17 protein-coding genes are annotated in these 16318 nt (G+C 36.7%); 9 read left to right on the top strand and 8 right to left on the bottom strand.

From position 1 onward, the window contains the following. Positions 1-48: 48 nt before the first annotated feature. On the bottom strand, positions 49-426 hold the full coding sequence (locus C0W29_RS01270; protein ID WP_036794445.1) for a hypothetical protein: 378 nt from the start codon (positions 424-426) through the stop codon (positions 49-51). A gap of 170 nt (positions 427-596) precedes the next feature. Here C0W29_RS01270 and C0W29_RS01265 point away from each other — a divergent pair, with 170 nt between their 5' ends. Beyond that, positions 597-1376: an AraC family transcriptional regulator gene (locus C0W29_RS01265; RefSeq protein WP_045045744.1), complete on the top strand. Its 780-nt coding sequence runs from the start codon at positions 597-599 to the stop codon at positions 1374-1376. 5 nt (positions 1377-1381) lie between these two features. Here C0W29_RS01265 and C0W29_RS01260 read toward each other — a convergent pair whose 3' ends face one another. Beyond that, entirely contained in the window at positions 1382-2626 is a 1245-nt protein-coding gene (locus C0W29_RS01260) for a cysteine desulfurase-like protein (RefSeq protein WP_045043876.1), read from the bottom strand. Further along, entirely contained in the window at positions 2616-3266 is a 651-nt protein-coding gene (locus tag C0W29_RS01255; protein WP_080888949.1) for a 2OG-Fe dioxygenase family protein, read from the bottom strand. Before C0W29_RS01255 ends, C0W29_RS01260 begins: the two co-directional genes overlap by 11 nt. Before the next feature lie 541 nt (positions 3267-3807). On the opposite strand from C0W29_RS01255, the gene C0W29_RS01250 reads away from it, so the two are divergent. Then, complete coding sequence (locus C0W29_RS01250) at positions 3808-5190, top strand: lytic polysaccharide monooxygenase (protein ID WP_045045743.1); 1383 nt, start codon at positions 3808-3810, stop codon at positions 5188-5190. 58 nt (positions 5191-5248) lie between these two features. Here the strand turns inward: C0W29_RS01250 and C0W29_RS01245 are convergent, their stop codons facing one another. Both C0W29_RS01245 and C0W29_RS01240 read right to left on the bottom strand, forming a co-directional pair. Further along, positions 5249-5731, bottom strand: a complete 483-nt coding sequence (locus tag C0W29_RS01245) for a hypothetical protein (RefSeq protein WP_045045742.1) — start codon at positions 5729-5731, stop codon at positions 5249-5251. 10 nt (positions 5732-5741) lie between these two features. Then, on the bottom strand, positions 5742-6836 hold the full coding sequence (locus tag C0W29_RS01240) for a cytochrome-c peroxidase (RefSeq protein ID WP_235868989.1): 1095 nt from the start codon (positions 6834-6836) through the stop codon (positions 5742-5744). Between the two features lie 256 nt (positions 6837-7092). Here C0W29_RS01240 and C0W29_RS01235 point away from each other — a divergent pair, with 256 nt between their 5' ends. Beyond that, the gene (locus C0W29_RS01235) at positions 7093-7689 is read left to right on the top strand and encodes a sugar O-acetyltransferase (protein WP_045045740.1); all 597 of its coding nucleotides are present in this window, start codon (positions 7093-7095) and stop codon (positions 7687-7689) included. Positions 7690-7748: 59 nt separating this feature from the next. Here the strand turns inward: C0W29_RS01235 and C0W29_RS01230 are convergent, their stop codons facing one another. Next, positions 7749-7976, bottom strand: coding sequence for a hypothetical protein (locus C0W29_RS01230; RefSeq protein ID WP_045043881.1), 228 nt, complete (start codon positions 7974-7976; stop codon positions 7749-7751). A 656-nt stretch (positions 7977-8632) separates the two neighbouring features. Here C0W29_RS01230 and C0W29_RS01225 point away from each other — a divergent pair. The 4 genes from C0W29_RS01225 to C0W29_RS01210 all read left to right on the top strand — a co-directional run bounded on the left by C0W29_RS01225 (position 8633) and on the right by C0W29_RS01210 (position 12094). Further along, complete coding sequence (locus C0W29_RS01225; RefSeq protein ID WP_045043882.1) at positions 8633-10036, top strand: NfeD family protein; 1404 nt, start codon at positions 8633-8635, stop codon at positions 10034-10036. 56 nt (positions 10037-10092) lie between these two features. Then, positions 10093-10875 (top strand): slipin family protein, encoded by a 783-nt coding sequence (locus C0W29_RS01220; RefSeq protein WP_036794458.1) that lies wholly within the window; start codon positions 10093-10095, stop codon positions 10873-10875. Positions 10876-11075: 200 nt separating this feature from the next. Continuing rightward, complete coding sequence (locus tag C0W29_RS01215) at positions 11076-11597, top strand: hypothetical protein (protein ID WP_045043883.1); 522 nt, start codon at positions 11076-11078, stop codon at positions 11595-11597. A 122-nt stretch (positions 11598-11719) separates the two neighbouring features. Continuing rightward, complete coding sequence (locus tag C0W29_RS01210; RefSeq protein ID WP_045045739.1) at positions 11720-12094, top strand: hypothetical protein; 375 nt, start codon at positions 11720-11722, stop codon at positions 12092-12094. A gap of 51 nt (positions 12095-12145) precedes the next feature. On the opposite strand, the gene C0W29_RS01205 is transcribed toward C0W29_RS01210, so the two are convergent. Further along, positions 12146-13507 carry a phosphatidylserine decarboxylase family protein gene (locus tag C0W29_RS01205; RefSeq protein WP_036796342.1) on the bottom strand — a complete coding sequence of 454 codons (1362 nt, stop codon included), beginning with the start codon at positions 13505-13507 and terminating at the stop codon, positions 12146-12148. 502 nt (positions 13508-14009) lie between these two features. Between C0W29_RS01205 and hpf the strand changes: the two genes are divergently transcribed. Continuing rightward, complete coding sequence (hpf, locus tag C0W29_RS01200) at positions 14010-14399, top strand: ribosome hibernation-promoting factor, HPF/YfiA family (RefSeq protein WP_045043885.1); 390 nt, start codon at positions 14010-14012, stop codon at positions 14397-14399. A gap of 94 nt (positions 14400-14493) precedes the next feature. Here hpf and C0W29_RS01195 read toward each other — a convergent pair whose 3' ends face one another. Next, a complete protein-coding gene (locus tag C0W29_RS01195; RefSeq protein ID WP_045043886.1) occupies positions 14494-15267 on the bottom strand; it encodes a class I SAM-dependent DNA methyltransferase in 774 nt (257 codons plus the stop codon). A gap of 240 nt (positions 15268-15507) precedes the next feature. Between C0W29_RS01195 and C0W29_RS01190 the strand changes: the two genes are divergently transcribed. After that, positions 15508-16311: a PhzF family phenazine biosynthesis protein gene (locus tag C0W29_RS01190; protein WP_045045738.1), complete on the top strand. Its 804-nt coding sequence runs from the start codon at positions 15508-15510 to the stop codon at positions 16309-16311. Positions 16312-16318: the final 7 nt, after the last annotated feature.

Below are 16318 nucleotides of genomic sequence, written 5' to 3'. Positions count from 1 at the left end.
CAATATACCAACATATAGAAATAGAACGTTATTGAGGTATAAAAGGGATTATCTGCGACTATGAATAAATCGAAATTGGAGGTTCGCATCTTGCCAGCCAGCAAGACGATGGCTACTAAATGTAAGGTAGTGAGGGGCTATATATTTTAAATTAGAAAATAGACCAAGCAACATGGCAATAGTGAGCAACAAAATTGGCCATGATTGTGGATCTTTAGTTGGGGGTTGTGCTTCAAGTGAATTTATTCTAGATGTTGCATGACGCTGAATAAGAATATCTATTGAAGCATCAGGAGCACGATCTTGGCTTGCTTCTGTAAACGAATGTTGAGAAAAGCCGAGCTCAACCACACTCGCGACATTACAAAAAAGTAATACCGTAAGTAAAGTGATAAAAAAAGATAAGCGCCCGGTTGTCTTTTGCAATCTAATATTCCATTAGTAATTCTCGATTATTTTTACTTTAAAAGCAAAAAAAAGCAATGTTTCTTTTGTTATTAAAAGTCAACGATAGCGGTATTAATGAATCGCTATTGATTGTTGCGTTGTTAGCTCAGCTAGGTATATTGGTCTAAAAAACAATAAAAGAGTACCTAATGGAATACCATTCTTTTGATCCTCACTTTGATTCTGATGCATTTCCACAAAAAGCGATTGCTTATATGCTGAATGGCATTGATCAAGAAAGTGAAACCCCAATGCATCAACACAAAAAATGTCAGCTGGTAATGCCATTAAGTGGATTTGTTACTTGTAAAATTGCTGATGCGATATGGATGATGCCTGCAAATTGTGCAGTATGGGTACCAACAGATACCCCTCATAGTGTACGTGTCTCACCAGATGCCCAAGTCTGTAATTTGTTTATTGACTCAGCAGTTAAAGGTTTACCAGAGCAAGCTGCAATGATATCAATTTCGCCATTATTGCGTGAGCTTATTACATATTTGTGTCATGTCGATCATCAACAGCAGCAACAACAAACAACAGTACGGTTAGCCGATGTGTTAATTGATCAATTGATTGTAATGCCAACACAACATTTCGACTTTCCAATCCCAACGGAACCAAGACTGCAAAAAATTGCAGAACAGCTATTAGATAACCCAGCTGATCGTAGTACTGTGGGTGAGTGGGCGACTAAATATGCAATGAGTGAGCGAACATTAAGTCGCTTAGTGAAACAAGAAATGGGTTTATCATTTGCACGTTGGCGCTCACAATTGCATCTAGTACTAGCATTTAAAAAATTATCGGACGGTATGCCAGTACAACTAATTGCTGATGATTTAGGTTATGAGTCGGTGAGTGCTTTTATTACTTTTTTTAAAAAGAAATTAGGTACTACGCCAAAGCAATATTTAAAACAAATGTAACTGTTTTATTTTGGGGTTAAGAAACAATCGAGCATGCTAAACAAAGTATCGATTTCATTAAAAGTATTATAATGCATGCAGCCGATACGGATCACGCCACCTTTATTAAGCAGATTTAATTGTTCGCATAATCCTTGTGCATAGAAATGGCCGTGCCAGATACAGATGTTGTGTTTAGCAAGATAGGCTGCCACTTCGGCAGGTTCTACATTGTTAATACGTATTGCAAAAGTAGGTGTACGTTGGTGATGATGATTTAAGCCAAATAATTTGACGTTGCTATAGCGATTTAAACGAGAAAGGAAATACTGACTGAGTGTACCTTCATAGATTTGATAATATTTAAAACTACGGCTTAAATGTTGCCGAAGAGATAATGATTGCTCGTCTAAATTACGGCTGTAATCTGCTAAATAATTGACTGCGGCAATAAATCCAGCCAAGGCTTCAAAATTTTGCGTTCCAGTTTCAAAACGAGCAGGTCCATTATTGGGAGCAGGCTCGACCTTATAGGGACGTAATGTCTGGATCCATTGGGGAGCGATATAAGCAATACCCAGATGAGGACCAAAAAACTTGTAGGCAGAACAAACTAAAAAGTCACAATCTAATTCTTGGACATCAATTAAACAATGTGGCGCATAATGTACAGCATCAACATACACTTGTGCTTCTATAGCATGAGCAGCGGTAATTATACGCTTCATATCAATTAGTGACCCTGTCACGTTTGAGGCGTAAGTGACAGCGACCAGTTTAGTCCGCGAATTGAGTAGTGAGCTAAAGTGGTCATAATCTAAATCACAATTAGTATCATCTAAGCGTACTTGATGTACGATCACTCCTTTATCTTCGGCTGCTTGTTGCCAACTTGATACATTTGAATAATGATCGAGGGCAGTTACAATAATTTCATCCCCAGCTTGCCAATCACGACTAATAATACGACTTAGTTGAAACGTTAAGCTGGTCATATTAGCACCAAAAACCATGTTATTGATTGATGGTGCATTAACGAATGCCTGCGCCACTTCACGAGCATTCGCCATTAATGATGTGGTTGCAGTACTTGAGAAAAAAGCACCGCCTAAGTTTGAATTAAAATGGCTTAAATAGTGACTCATTGCATCTAAAACTGATTGAGGAACTTGTGAGCCTCCGGGACCATCAAAGAAACATACAGGTTGTTTATTTATGTATCGATTTAGTGCTGGAAATAATAACCGCTTAGTAAAGGGATCAAACGCCATGCTGGATCTCCTTGGTCGTTAATACAAATACATCCCAGTATCCTTGTTGATGTTTCTTGATCGCCTTAATAGGGTGAGCGTTATGCCATAAAATATCATCAGCTAATATTGCCATTTCACCATGTTGCAATGTTGTACAAAGAAAAGGTGATGCTGTTTTATCTTTATATACTAAAAATTCCCCGCCTTTAATATTGTGACGATCAATCCCAATTACAGCAATATGTTCAAAGCCATCCTGATGGATACCTTCAGGAGATGCTGGAACTTCACTATCGAGGGTGGCAATACGCATCTGGTGAATTTCAATCGGTTGATCATCAGGTAAGGTATTTGCACGTTGAAATAATTTACACATTTCTAACATCCCACCGCAATGAATAAGCTCATCGTCTAAAGCCTCAAAATGGCGTACAACATTGCCTTGAAAATGATTAATATCATTAGATTGGACAAAATCTGTTGAAGGTAAAGGTTCTATCTTACCGTTATGAATACGGATAATAGAATAACGACGTAAACGGTACTCTCCGTCAGCGTGAGAAGTGTGAGGTAAATATTTGAATGAAGGGGCAAGCTCATTAACCGCATGATCACTAAGTTGGGTAAGCTGTAAACTACACATTAATGGCGTATTCATCATACCTCTCCTATATATTCGGTACTTATAATTAGAGTTAGCTAAAAAACCAAATATTACAAATTTAATCGACTATATATTCAGTCGTATTGATGTATACGATATTTAATAGCTAAAAATAAACTTTGAGTAATATTTTTCACTGCCAGTAAGGGTGGGGTTAGTAGTAATAGAATAGGGAGATAATATATACATTTTGGGTTAAAAAAATCACATTTATATTTATCAACAATGCTTTAAACTGATTGTAAAATAAGCATAAAAATCATGATAGTTATATATGTGACTGTATTGACTCAAAGCAAAATAGTACATTTGTAACAAGATATTTCTTTTATTTGCCAGCTAAAGTTTTATTTTCTTATATATCATATACTTATTACTACTATAAGTTTTGTTTATATTTGGTCTGTAAAAATCCATTTCTTAACGGCATGATTTGTTAGGTATATTCACTACACAAATATGAAAGCAATGGCATCGTTATTATCTATATGCTCACAATGGATAGACGGTGTTTTTATAAATAAAAGAGATAAACATGCCTTTAAAATTAAAAAAACTATCATTAGCGATTGCGCTTATTGCAACTAACCTTGCAGCAGCTGGTGCTGTAAGTGCACATGGTTGGGCTGACTTTCCGCCATCACGTACTGAAATTTGTGATCGTGACGGTGGCTATTGGCAGGATAAAATTCCTAATGCGGCATGTCAGGCACTTTGGGATAAATCAAATGCTCATCCTTTTACTCAAAAGAATGAAAATGCTGCAAACACTGAAGATTACTACAACATCGAAGAAGTAAAAAAACAAGTTGTTGATGGTCTGTTATGTTCTGGTGGCGATGAGAAAAAAGCGGGTCTAGATATTCCACATAATGAATGGCAGAAAACAGAAGTTACTGTTGATGCTAACGGCGAGTTTGATTTTAAATGGGTTGCAACAGCAACACATAATCCATCATTCTGGCAGTTCTATATTACTAAGCCGGGTTACAATAAGTCACAGCCGTTAACGTGGGATGATTTAGATCTTGTTGATGAAGTAAGCGACGTTGCGCCATCAACAGATACAGTACCAGCTTCATATAATTTCAAAGTTAAATTACCGAAAGATCGCGTAGGTGATGATGTTATCCTTTACTCTCGCTGGCAGCGTATTGATCCAGCCGGTGAAGGTTTCTACAACTGTAGTGACATTACAATTAAGCAAGGTAATGGTGATATTACTCCACCACCACCAGTTGTAGGCGGTGATTTACACGCAATTCCAGGTTTCTTTGTGAAGCCTGGCTTTACACCTGTTGCTGGCGATACAGTTCGTTTTCGTCTAATGGCACCAGGTACTGGCGCTGAAGTTTTAGACGAGCGTTTAGTGATCACTACTGCTAACCAAGCAACATGGGCACAAACATTAGCAGAGCAAGTAAACGCATTAGCAGACGATAAACTATTTATTGGTGTTTGGAATCAAGCCGCAACTAAGTACGAATTCAATGCTGATAATATTTATGCTAACCAAGTATGGGTAGAAGGTGAGAATTATGGCTTTGCATTAAGTATTTTTAAAGCGCTTGAGCCATTGCCACCACCAGTTGTTGATCCTGAATTACCAGAACCTGAATTACCAGAAGGTAGCTGGAGTAAGGCTGCAACTTATGTTGCTGATGATGTAGTTACACATGATGGTAAAACGTGGAAAGCTGGTTGGTGGACGAAAGGTGAACAACCTGGCGTTGCTAATGTTTGGACACAAGTACTAGCTGAAGGTGAAACACCTGCTGTTTCAGCTTGGTCTGCGGCTAAAACATACAATGAAAATGACGTAGCAATTCATGACGGCATTAGCTGGAAAGCACACTGGAATACAGTTGGTGAAGAACCAGGTACAACAGGTGAGTGGGGCGTATGGCGTAAGCTATAATCCTTAACCTGTAGAGATATAATTAAGGCCTGCATTCGTGCAGGCCTTTTTGTATTTGCTATTCTTTAACGATACGTAAGCTGATTAATTGATTTGGCTTACCTTGTAGTTCAACTAAATAACTGCCCCATTCATGGGTATTTACATGATGCAAAGCCAGATTTTGTTCAAGACAATACTTATTCGTAATGTATTGACCATTAATATCAGCTCCTTTGATGGTTAATTTTACATCTGGGTTGACGGCAAAAACCATTTTTTCGTTCCATTCTTTAATCGCTAACTGAATATACGCTTGTCCTTTAGCGTTGAGCGTTAGTGAGTAACCCAATGTTTTGTCAAATATTTGTTCTAACTGTATTGCTTCATCAGGAGTATTTGCTGTTGGTTGATTAACGGGTATCACATCACATGTTGCTTTATATGGCGTAATAAAATAGGTGTTGCGACCTTGAATTTCAGCATCAGAAGGGATTTGAGGGGCTGCAATTACAGGATAGCTAGCAGCAATAGTGAGCAAAGCCGACAGTGTTTTTTTCATTGTAATATTCTTATTGTTGAAGTGGAAAAGCTGTAATGCAATTAGGTGGATCTTGTTTAGTTTTTAGTGGAATAATTTGGCAAAAGGGTGATTGATGAGCTAGATCTTTACTCATATCATGGGTATTTAAACTTGAAAAAAAGGCGAGTAATGCCTGTTTTTCAGTAGTCGTTAGTGTAAAGCCTTGTAACCGTTGATCTTTATTAGGATGCTTGCGGCCATCACCTTTATTTGGGCCAACATTGATAATACGCCCACCAGCAGCATAACTATCAAGTACTGCTTCAAGACGATTAAAACTACCATCGTGTCCCCATGGCCCAGTATTTATCACATTGATCAGTGACGGAATACGAAATTTACCATCATCGTTTTTTTGTTGGGTAAATTGTCGTAATCCAACTTCATGTTGTGGGTAGCCATATTCATCTGAATTATTTGTGATGCCATAAAGTCCAGTATTGTAATAGATGGTCTTACTGGCTTTCGGCTGGTTTAATAATGGCCCAGCATGACATTGAGAACAATTAAGTCGTTGACTGGTAAATAGTGCTAGTCCTTGTTGCTGTTGCTCATTAAGTGCCATTTTATCGCCATCAATAAAAGCTTGATAAGCTGTATTGGTGTCTTTAATAGTTGCTACATAATTGCTTAATGCGTTAATAACTTTAGATGTACTAAATGTATTGTCACCAAAACTAGCTTTAAAAAGAGGTTGATATAACGTGTCAGCTTGTTGTAACCGCGTTAGTAGCAATGCATCTGTCATCCCCATTTCTGGTGGATGTAAGGAAAATAAGGGTAATTTAATGGTATCTGCTAATGTAGTTAAATGCGGCTGACGTTGCATAAATGTTGTAAGCATCGCGCTGTTAAGAAGCGAGGGGGTGTTTAATGTTGTTGGATTACCATTAATATCTGGCACTTTAGCAAAGCGGTTAGTCCAGCCTAAATCCGGCGCATGGCATAAAGCGCAACTACGATTTCCCGTTTTGGATAGTCGATTATCATTGAAAAGATAACGCCCAAGTGTGATTTTTGCTGCTTGTTGAATTTCATTCGTTGTCTTTGTCGCTGCATATACTGCTGGCGATATGATAAGCATGGGGCTTAATAATAAAACTGAAACTGTGTGGAATATAACACGCATGGTTAAGATTAAAAGCTAGCTCAAAGAGGTCGTAATTGTAATTGAGAACGACTAGTTTCGCATGTGATTTTATGTATCAAGTTGCAACAATAAAGGCTGAAAAGTAATTGAGTGACCAGTATCTATTTTTGGTGTTAATCATTGCTTTATCATTAGATAAATTTAAAAAATCTATGATACTTTTACTTTATAAATATCAAGGTGATAAAGAATGAAAGTTAGTCCAGAAGATAAATTACATAGTCAAAAAGTGTATGTATGTGATGAGGCATTAGCAGCACAACAATTAGCGTGTTTGGAGGTGCTTTATGATTTTAATCATACGCGTCCTTCAGAAATATCAAAACGTGCAGAACTTATGCAGCAGTTGTTTGCTGAAGTCGGCAAGGGGTGTTATATCGAGCCGCCATTGCATGCTAATTGGGGTAAACATACTCACTTTGGTTGCGATGTATATGTGAATTTTAATTTAACCTTGGTTGATGATACCCATATTTATATTGGCAATAATGTCATGATTGGTCCTAATGTCACTATAGCAACTGCCGGACACCCAATAGATCCACTATTACGACAACTGGTAACACAATTTAATATTCCAGTGACAATTGGTAATAATGTTTGGATTGGTGCAAACAGTGTTATTTTACCTGGTGTTTCTATTGGTGATAATACTGTTATAGGGGCAGGAAGTATCGTAACAAAAAATATTCCAAGTAATATGGTTGCGATGGGAAATCCGTGTAAGGTTACTCGTGAAATAAGTGATCATGATAAAGTTTATTTTTATAAAAACCGTAAGTATTAAATTATTTAATACTACTCATAAATATAAGTTGAACTTTTATAAATATAAAGCAAATAGTGTTATTGAACAGATGTCATTATCTCTAGAATTTTTTGATAAATATCAGAAGAGTTACCTGTTAGTATTGTTTCTTTATGGTTGTTTTTATCTAGAATTTTTACTTTTTCTAATGTTATATGTTGTTGCTCTTTGCGAATTTGTAATCGTTCCTGCAATAGTGACTGACTCATTACTATATTTGCTTTAAAAACAGCACGATAAACACCATTTAGAGGCATATTGCTCATAACTAAATTCCTTTGATATCTGTGGTTATAAGGAGATGCCTTATTAATTTTTTTGGAACCATTGAATTGTAGACAACTACAATCAATATTTAAAGGGTTATAAGAAAAATAATAATAATTATATGTTATTGGAAGTTTAGGATTAAATTTAATATAAGATATGGAAATATATAAAATGAACTCATTATTATTATATATTATTTTCTTATTAAATTTATATATAACGAGAGTTTGTTTTTATTACGCATTCTAAATCAAATCGAACACAAATATTTTTATATAATAAAGTCGTTTGTTATTAATGTGGGTAATAAATATAGATAGCTATCTGGTTAATATTACGGTTGGTTAAATTTGTAGCAAATCGTATTGTTTATTTTCATCTTATTAAGATTTTATAAAATACTTGTCATTTTAGATATATTTTTTGTGATTTTTTAGTATAACTGCCTGGTAGAGTAATATGGAGTGCTGTTATGATTTTTAAGCTTTTTGCTATTGAGTTGGTGTAGAGTAATGTTAATAAAGTGTTGTTTTAGCATTGTTGAGAAATCATCGTTGTATCTATAGCGGTATAGTTAAGGTGGAACCTAATAATACTCACAATAAGTATTGGGTTAGGTTAATCATACCCTATGCTTGTAATAGGTGAATTCATGAATATATTTATTCGACTGTTATTGTTTATTATCGCATTACACACATTTCCTGTCTTTGGGCAACAAGTTTGGGTTATTAATATCAAAGGTGGAATTGGTCCGGCTGTCAGTGATTATGTCACGCGAGAAATAACGGAAGCACAAAAAAATAATGCAGCAATGATTATTTTAGAGATGGATACTCCCGGTGGTCTAGACACTTCAATGCGGCAAATTATTCAAGCTATAACAGTATCTACTGTACCTGTTGCCACTTGGGTCGGGCCATCAGGTGCGCGTGCCGCGAGCGCTGGAACTTATATTTTATTTGCAAGTCATATTGCAACGATGGCACCTGGTACTAATCTTGGTGCCGCAACCCCAGTATCACTTGGTGGTGGCAAACCCAAGAGTAATCCATTCTCCTCTGAAAAAGAGGATAAACCACAGCCATCTTCTGAAAGCCCACCGTCACCCAAAGACAAAGCACCGTCAGATGTAGCAGAAGAAGCAGCTAAAGCCGTACCAGCTTCAAATAAAACCTCAATGGAAAAGAAAGTGATTAATGATGCGGCTGCTTATATTCAAAGTTTAGCCAAATTACATGGACGTAATGCGCAGTGGGCAGAGAAAGCGGTGCGGCAAGCTGCGAGTCTTGATGCAGAGCAGGCACTAAAGCAGAATGTTATCGATTTTATAGCTAACGATATCAATCAGGTTGTTAAACAGTCAAATAACACCATGGTGAAACTCAATGGGGTTGAGACTCCTGTTGAATTAAATAATGTGACTTATGTTGAGCGAGAACAAGATTGGCGATTTAAATTACTCTCGGTTCTGACTAATCCTAATGTCGCTTATATTTTAATGCTATTGGGAATGTATGGATTGTTACTGGAGTTTTATAGTCCAGGTGTTGGTCTTGCTGGTGTATTAGGTGGGATCTGTTTAGTGCTAGCGATGTACTCATTACAAATGCTGCCGATTAGTTATGCTGGCTTAGCGTTGCTTGTACTTGGCATCATGTTAATGGTAGCAGAAGCCTTTAGCCCAAGTTTTGGTGTTTTAGGCTTAGGTGGCATTGTTGCTTTTGTCGTTGGGTCGATCATGCTAATGGATACAGATTTGCCTGGTTATCAAATAGCTGCTCCTTTAATTGCAGGGTTTACGATTGTATCCGTTGTTTTCTTTTTCGTTATTGTGACGTTACTTCTCAAATCACGCCGACGGCCTGTTACTACAGGGGTTCAAATATTGATTGGTACCCAAGCTGAAGTCGTTGATTGCAGTAAAGCCGATGGGCAATATCGAGTATTAGTTAATGGTGAAGTATGGCAAGCCAAAGGGCCACAGAGCCTAAAACAAGGTGATAAGGTGACAGTAACCAATGTGCAGGGCTTATGGCTAGAAATAGAAGTCTAGTAACAAGGTAATACTATGCGGTGTCACTTCAGCATACCGCTACTAGAGGAGCATTTATGTTGATTTATTCGCTGGTGACAGTAACTGTATTGGTCATTGCTCTTGTGATCAGTATGTTTAAAATTCTCAGAGAATATGAACGAGCAGTCGTATTTTTACTGGGACGTTTTTATGAAGTAAAAGGGCCGGGATTAGTTATCATTGTTCCGATTGTGCAGCAAATAGTACGAGTAGATTTACGTACTATTGTGCTTGATGTACCAACTCAAGATTTAATCACTCGCGATAATGTATCGGTGAAAGTGAATGCCGTCGTATATTTTAGAGTAGTTGATCCTAAAATGGCGATTATTAATGTAGAGAATTATTTAGAGGCAACCAGTCAATTATCACAGACCACATTACGTTCTGTATTAGGTCAACATGAACTTGATGAATTATTGTCTGAGCGTGAGGAGCTTAATCGAGGTTTACAAGGGATTCTTGATCAACATACTGATAATTGGGGTATTAAAATTGCCAATGTTGAAATAAAACATGTTGATTTAGATGAGAGTATGGTGCGTGCTCTGGCGAGACAGGCGGAAGCTGAACGATCACGTCGAGCAAAAGTGATTCATGCAACAGGTGAATTAGAGGCGTCAGCGAAGCTTCAACAAGCAGCCGTAGAATTGAATAAAGCACCTAATGCACTGCAGTTACGTTATCTTCAAACGTTAACTGAAATTGCTAATGAACGAACGTCGACAATTGTATTTCCATTACCGATTAACTTAATTGAAAAACTCTCTGAGGTTGATGGACTCGCCAACTTGATTAAAAGCGAGAATAACAAGTAAGGTGACTTGCCAATCAGCGTCACTTGTTTTTGTATTACTAGATTGTTGGTAAGCGTTAGTGTCTAGTCACAATTGAACTAATGTTTTTTATTGGACATCAAGCAATAATAATATTGCGTTTTTGGGTGCCTTCTTCATCAATAAACAGGACTATTATAGAGTTAATTCTATTGTGTTATAGATCTAACTAAGGATGATATATGAAGATTTTGGCAATACCAGGAAAAATGCCGATCACAGAAAAGTGGCTATTAAAAATATTAGCGGCGACGCATTGGAGTAAAGAATCTATCGAGATGCACCGTTTTGCAGCGTGGGATAATGAACAAACATTTAGTGTAGATAAAGAAATAAGCTATTTACCATCAGGGCACTTTGATGTGGTAATTACTAAATCAATAGGGAGTTTAATTACCCTGAAAGCGCAAAATACCATTAGTTGGGATCGATTAGTACTTATTGGTGTTGCGTGGAGCCTATTTTCAGATCAAGAGCGGGAATTATTACCCGCATTAGAAGATAAAGATCTGCCTATATTGATTATTCAAGAAAAGCACGATCCTTTTGGTTCTTATGCTGAAATTGCCGCACAGGTAGCAGACAAGCATAATATTTGCTGTTTAGAGGTTAGCGGTGATAGGCATCAATATTCTGATACTGAAACAATTGGGAGACTAATTAATCGTTGGGTAAAAGAAACGCGTACTGTTGCAGTATCATAATCAGTGTATGTAACATATAACAGCATAATTTTTAGTATAAAGATGTTTTTCCTTTGTCATTATTCGTTGCTCAATTTAATATGACCTATGGTTCATATTGTTTAATGACAAAGGATGTTGGTATGAACAAAAACATTAGTATAGCGATGATTCCTCTTCTCGCTGGGTGCACTGAAATCCCTAATGATACGACATTAGAAAAAGCCTTTTACTCCGCAGCACAGTCCTCTAAAGCTAGTACAATCTTGACCGTTGATAACTTCGCTAAAGTCAGTGGATATAAAAAACGGGATCAATATATAGCAGAAGTGAGTTACGACATTCGTTTTATTAGCAGTCAACAAAACCATACTATAAGCAAGGATGCTCGTGCATCAGGTTTGGGTTTACATATGCTTTCAATCGATTATGGGCAGTATAAAGTAGGGGATATTAGCAGTAATCAGCAACAAGTTATCTTTATAAAAACTCATGCTGGTTGGAGAGTTAAGGCATAAAAAAGCAGCCTATTATCAGGCTGCCTTCGTTCGTTCAATTACGAGGTTATATTATTTATTTTTTACTGTCGCGATACGAGAACAAACAGGAATGTTCGTTGCATCAAGACCTGGTGCTGTATTGTGGAAATCAAACTCAAGCTCTACACCTGGTTTGAAGATTAGACAGTGAGTAGAACCACCAAAGTGGAACATACCTAGTTCATCACCTTTATTAATGTGTTGACCTTCTTCTACAGTAACAGCACAAGAAGAAACCTCAGCCATACCAATAGCAATGAAACACATTAAACCAATTTTAGGGTTGTCTGATTCAATAAAGATTACAGCACGTGTCGCAACAGCAGTTAAAAATGGCTGTGAATTATTTGGCGCACTATCATCAGCGCCGTCTGGATTATTAAAACCTTGGTAACGGTTACCTAAATAGTACGAACCATTAACCATATAGGTTTTCTTAACAGTACCACTTACTGGACTGTTCCAGCGGTGGTAGCTTAATGCACTTAAGAAGGCCTGATAAACAGTACCACCAACAAATTGCTCTGCAAGTGGATCAAAATCCATCATGTTTTCTAATGAATAAGGTTGACCTTTAAGCCAGAAGCTTGAAGATTTAGCAACATTAGTCACGACTTGTAAAGGCGCAGATTCACAAGCGTTAGCGATAACATCATCACCTTCTGCAACAGGTCTTACGCCGTCTTTAAAGGTACGTGTAAAGAAATCATCCCAAGACTTAAAGCCGTAGTGTTTATCTGTTGGATCACAGTTAAAGAAATGTTCAAATGGCTTATCATGGTTTTCTGAATCACTGGCTTCAGCTTGACAGGCAACAGTCACCATTTCTTTTTGAGCATTATCACTTAGCCAACCAAATACTTTCGGAGTGCGATCAGGATGGTTTTCAACTAATACTGAACGTGACTCTGGAGATGAAAGGTATAGGCTCCAGTAAGTTAAAATTTTCTTGAATTGTTGATTAACAAGTTCGTTAGCAAAGAACGCATAACCTGAATCAGTTGCCATTGGCCAATCAAGTAGGGCATTAATTGGGAAACCAATTAAACCACAAGGCTCAAGTGCGCCTGTTTTGGGATCTAAAAACTCAGTGCATTCTGGTGCTTGAGTCATAATATGATTTAATAAAACTAAAAACTCATCAAAGTTATTAACCTCAGACGTTTCTAAAGGGGTCAGTTCTTTGTGACTTTTTGCTTCGCTAAACATATCTTGTGAAAGACGTAAAAGTACAGGATCACTTTCAACTAATTCTTTGAATTCAGCAATCGGTTGAGCAATCGAGTGAGACGTTAAATGCGTACGTGTTTTTAAATTTTTAATCCAAGCAGCAACATGTGCTTTATTCTTAGGAAGCCAATTGCCTTTTATTAGAGGAAATGTCTGATTCATAATTTTATACCAATGATAAATTAAATTTAAAAACGCTAAAGCACGGGTACATATTAAATATATATAATTTAATGTACTCAACATTAGCAACACTTTATCGCCAGCAAATATTTAAGTCATTATCTAAAACCTAAAGGTTAAAATTCAAATTTATGTAATCAATTATTATAAATAGATAATTAAGTAAGACTTAAACATTAGCCTCATGAACCATAGACCAAATTAACTATTTAGTTCTAATTTTATTAATTTAATTTTTTTTATAACAATAATGATGCTGTCAAAAAAAGATAAAACCGTATTTTTTTTACACTTTATTGTTTATTGTTGGTTGGTATTTGTTCTATTTTTTATCGTTTGTGATTGATTTAATAGGTGTTATTCAAAAGAGAGTTAACAATGAGAACCTAAAAATGTGACCTGCGTCACGTTTTGTTTTTTAATTTAGGTTCATCTTAATAGTACAAACAATAAATAACTTAATAAATTATTGGTGGATAAAATGACTTTAAAAGTAATTGCTAAAGGTTTTGAATTACCTGACTACATGGAATCTCATATTGAATCTGAGTTTGCTAAATTCGATAAATTCCAAGTTGTATTCCATAGCCGTAATGTATTTATGAAGCTAGAACCTGGTCGTCAATTTATTGTCGAAATCGCAGTTAAAACTAGCGTAGGTGATATTGAAGCATCTGCTGATGAAAAAGAATTAAGCGATGCGCTAAATGCAGCATTTGCACGTTTAGAACGTCAAATTATTAAGAAAAAAGAGAAGCCACTTGCTCACCGTTCTGAATTGAACGAGCGTGATAAAGAAAACTTCCTTAAAGAAGAAGAAGCATCTGCAGAAGCAGCAGCTGACATCGTAATTGCTGAAAATAACAAATAATATCGTTTTTTAAGTGCAGTGATCTTAAAGCATTGCATAGTATTATTAGTTAAGCAGATGAAGCCTCGATCGATATATTGATCGAGGCTTTTTTTTATGCGGCTTGTTGGCACAGTAGCGCATTTTCTTTTTTGATGCATACAAAAATGGCATTACCCGATTTGCCATTCCACGGTACGATTTTATCGTAGCTATGTTCAAACATAGTGACATCAAAAAAGGGTGCTAGTAGTTGCTGTAGCTGAGCAAAATTTATTGCCACCATTGGGTGATTATCACGCCAAGATTGCGTTACATTGTCTGATGTTTTTTCAATATGTAACTGTAATTGTTGATGTTCGCCATCGCCATTGTAATGCCAACCTGACTGAAACATAAAATGACTTCCCTCAAACTCGGTTGTATGACGTACAAACGAGTTATTATCAATTTTATCTTTATCAACAGCGTTAAAGCAGAAAACACCATCTGGACCTAATGCATTAAACGCACTTTCAATACATTGCATTAGCTTTTCGATATTAGCGTTGTAGTGTAATGAATATAAGAAACAGGTAATTAAATCTAATGGTGCATCGACAAGGAAATTACACATGTCGTGTTGTACAAATGTTGCTTGTGGGCAGCGTTGTTGAGCAATATTTAGCATTGGCTGATTAATATCTAAGCCACTTGCTTGGTAACCATAACCAATAAAATGTTCAACGTGAGGCCCTGTACCACAAGCGAGATCAAGATAACGAGTGCCTTGATTGCCAAATAGCTGGTGGAGTCTACGAACACAATTACTTTGTTCTTGGTAATCGATATCAGCACACATTAAATCATAGTAGCCAGACAAATCAGTGTATAAAGCGTTATAAGACATTATTAACCTAATGATTATAAAGAGATTATCTTGGTTGTGGTAATCGTTCTATTACCAAAGTTGCGCGATATTATCCTAGCTTTAGTAATGCAACAAACAATATTTAGCAAATTAATAAAATTATTAAGATTGATCTCATTTGATTCTTAATTGGCATATGTTGACTTGTCGAGGCTGGTGGTAATTAGATGGTTTTTCTGGTGTAGTAGTGGCGTTAATCTATTTTGTTAAGGAAAACGTATGGAAATCGCTATTTACCAAGTTGATGCATTTACATCACAGCCATTTAAAGGTAATCCCGCGGGTGTTTGTATCACTGATACTGCGCTTGACGATGATTTGATGCTATCAATTGCCGCTGAAATGGCATTGCCAGAGACGGCTTTTTTATCCCTTGATGATTTTAGATTAAGATGGTTTACACCCACAGTGGAAGTAAAATTATGTGGGCACGGTACATTGGCTGTTACGCATATTCTTCAACAGCAACATAACGTCACACAAGGGCAGCAACTGGTTTTTCATACATTATCAGGAGAGTTAGTTGTGACCATTAATGATGCTGGCATTGATATGAACTTTCCTGCCGCAAATATTGATTCAACATTTACACCAACATCAGCCTTATTAACGCATTTAGGTTTAGCTGAAACACAAGTGCTTAGCAGTCATTTTTTTAATGGTAAGGCATTAATTGAAATTGAAAATGAAGCAGATTTACTGGCATTAACACCTAATTTTGATGGATTGAACAGTGTTAGTGGATTATCTGCTGTAGTTGTGACTTCTCCATCAACAACGGACTCGATTGATTTTATGTCGCGCCATTTTGGGCCTTGGGTCGGAATAAATGAAGATCCTGTAACCGGTGCTGCGCATTGTGGATTGGCCGTTTTTTGGGGTCAGAAGCTAAATAAAACTATGCTGACGGGCTATCAAGCATCATTACGAGGTGGGAAAGTGAAGGTTGAATTACTTGGAAACGATCGCGTTATGCTTAGTGGTCAAGCTGTAACCGTATTAAAGGGTACAATGCTGGTATAACTATACT

This window comes from Photobacterium kishitanii, from assembly GCF_003026355.1.
Lineage (GTDB): Bacteria > Pseudomonadota > Gammaproteobacteria > Enterobacterales > Vibrionaceae > Photobacterium > Photobacterium kishitanii.
Note: the sequence above shows the minus strand (reverse complement) of the source record. Positions and strands in the feature narration are given on the sequence as shown.

Bases quoted from the DNA above. Each gene is read 5' to 3' on its own strand.
- C0W29_RS01265 (WP_045045744.1), top strand. From the start codon at position 597: ATGGAATACCATTCTTTTGATCCTCACTTTGATTCTGATGCATTTCCA.
- C0W29_RS01215 (WP_045043883.1), top strand. From the start codon at position 11,076: ATGAAGATTTTGGCAATACCAGGAAAAATGCCGATCACAGAAAAGTGG.
- hpf (WP_045043885.1), top strand. From the start codon at position 14,010: ATGACTTTAAAAGTAATTGCTAAAGGTTTTGAATTACCTGACTACATG.
- C0W29_RS01255 (WP_080888949.1), bottom strand. From the start codon at position 3,266: ATGAATACGCCATTAATGTGTAGTTTACAGCTTACCCAACTTAGTGAT.
- C0W29_RS01240 (WP_235868989.1), bottom strand. From the start codon at position 6,836: ATGCTTATCATATCGCCAGCAGTATATGCAGCGACAAAGACAACGAAT.
- C0W29_RS01190 (WP_045045738.1), top strand. From the start codon at position 15,508: ATGGAAATCGCTATTTACCAAGTTGATGCATTTACATCACAGCCATTT.
- C0W29_RS01235 (WP_045045740.1), top strand. From the start codon at position 7,093: ATGAAAGTTAGTCCAGAAGATAAATTACATAGTCAAAAAGTGTATGTA.
- C0W29_RS01225 (WP_045043882.1), top strand. From the start codon at position 8,633: ATGAATATATTTATTCGACTGTTATTGTTTATTATCGCATTACACACA.
- C0W29_RS01205 (WP_036796342.1), bottom strand. From the start codon at position 13,507: ATGAATCAGACATTTCCTCTAATAAAAGGCAATTGGCTTCCTAAGAAT.
- C0W29_RS01210 (WP_045045739.1), top strand. From the start codon at position 11,720: ATGAACAAAAACATTAGTATAGCGATGATTCCTCTTCTCGCTGGGTGC.
- C0W29_RS01260 (WP_045043876.1), bottom strand. From the start codon at position 2,626: ATGGCGTTTGATCCCTTTACTAAGCGGTTATTATTTCCAGCACTAAAT.
- C0W29_RS01250 (WP_045045743.1), top strand. From the start codon at position 3,808: ATGCCTTTAAAATTAAAAAAACTATCATTAGCGATTGCGCTTATTGCA.
- C0W29_RS01245 (WP_045045742.1), bottom strand. From the start codon at position 5,731: ATGAAAAAAACACTGTCGGCTTTGCTCACTATTGCTGCTAGCTATCCT.
- C0W29_RS01195 (WP_045043886.1), bottom strand. From the start codon at position 15,267: ATGTCTTATAACGCTTTATACACTGATTTGTCTGGCTACTATGATTTA.
- C0W29_RS01230 (WP_045043881.1), bottom strand. From the start codon at position 7,976: ATGAGCAATATGCCTCTAAATGGTGTTTATCGTGCTGTTTTTAAAGCA.
- C0W29_RS01220 (WP_036794458.1), top strand. From the start codon at position 10,093: ATGTTGATTTATTCGCTGGTGACAGTAACTGTATTGGTCATTGCTCTT.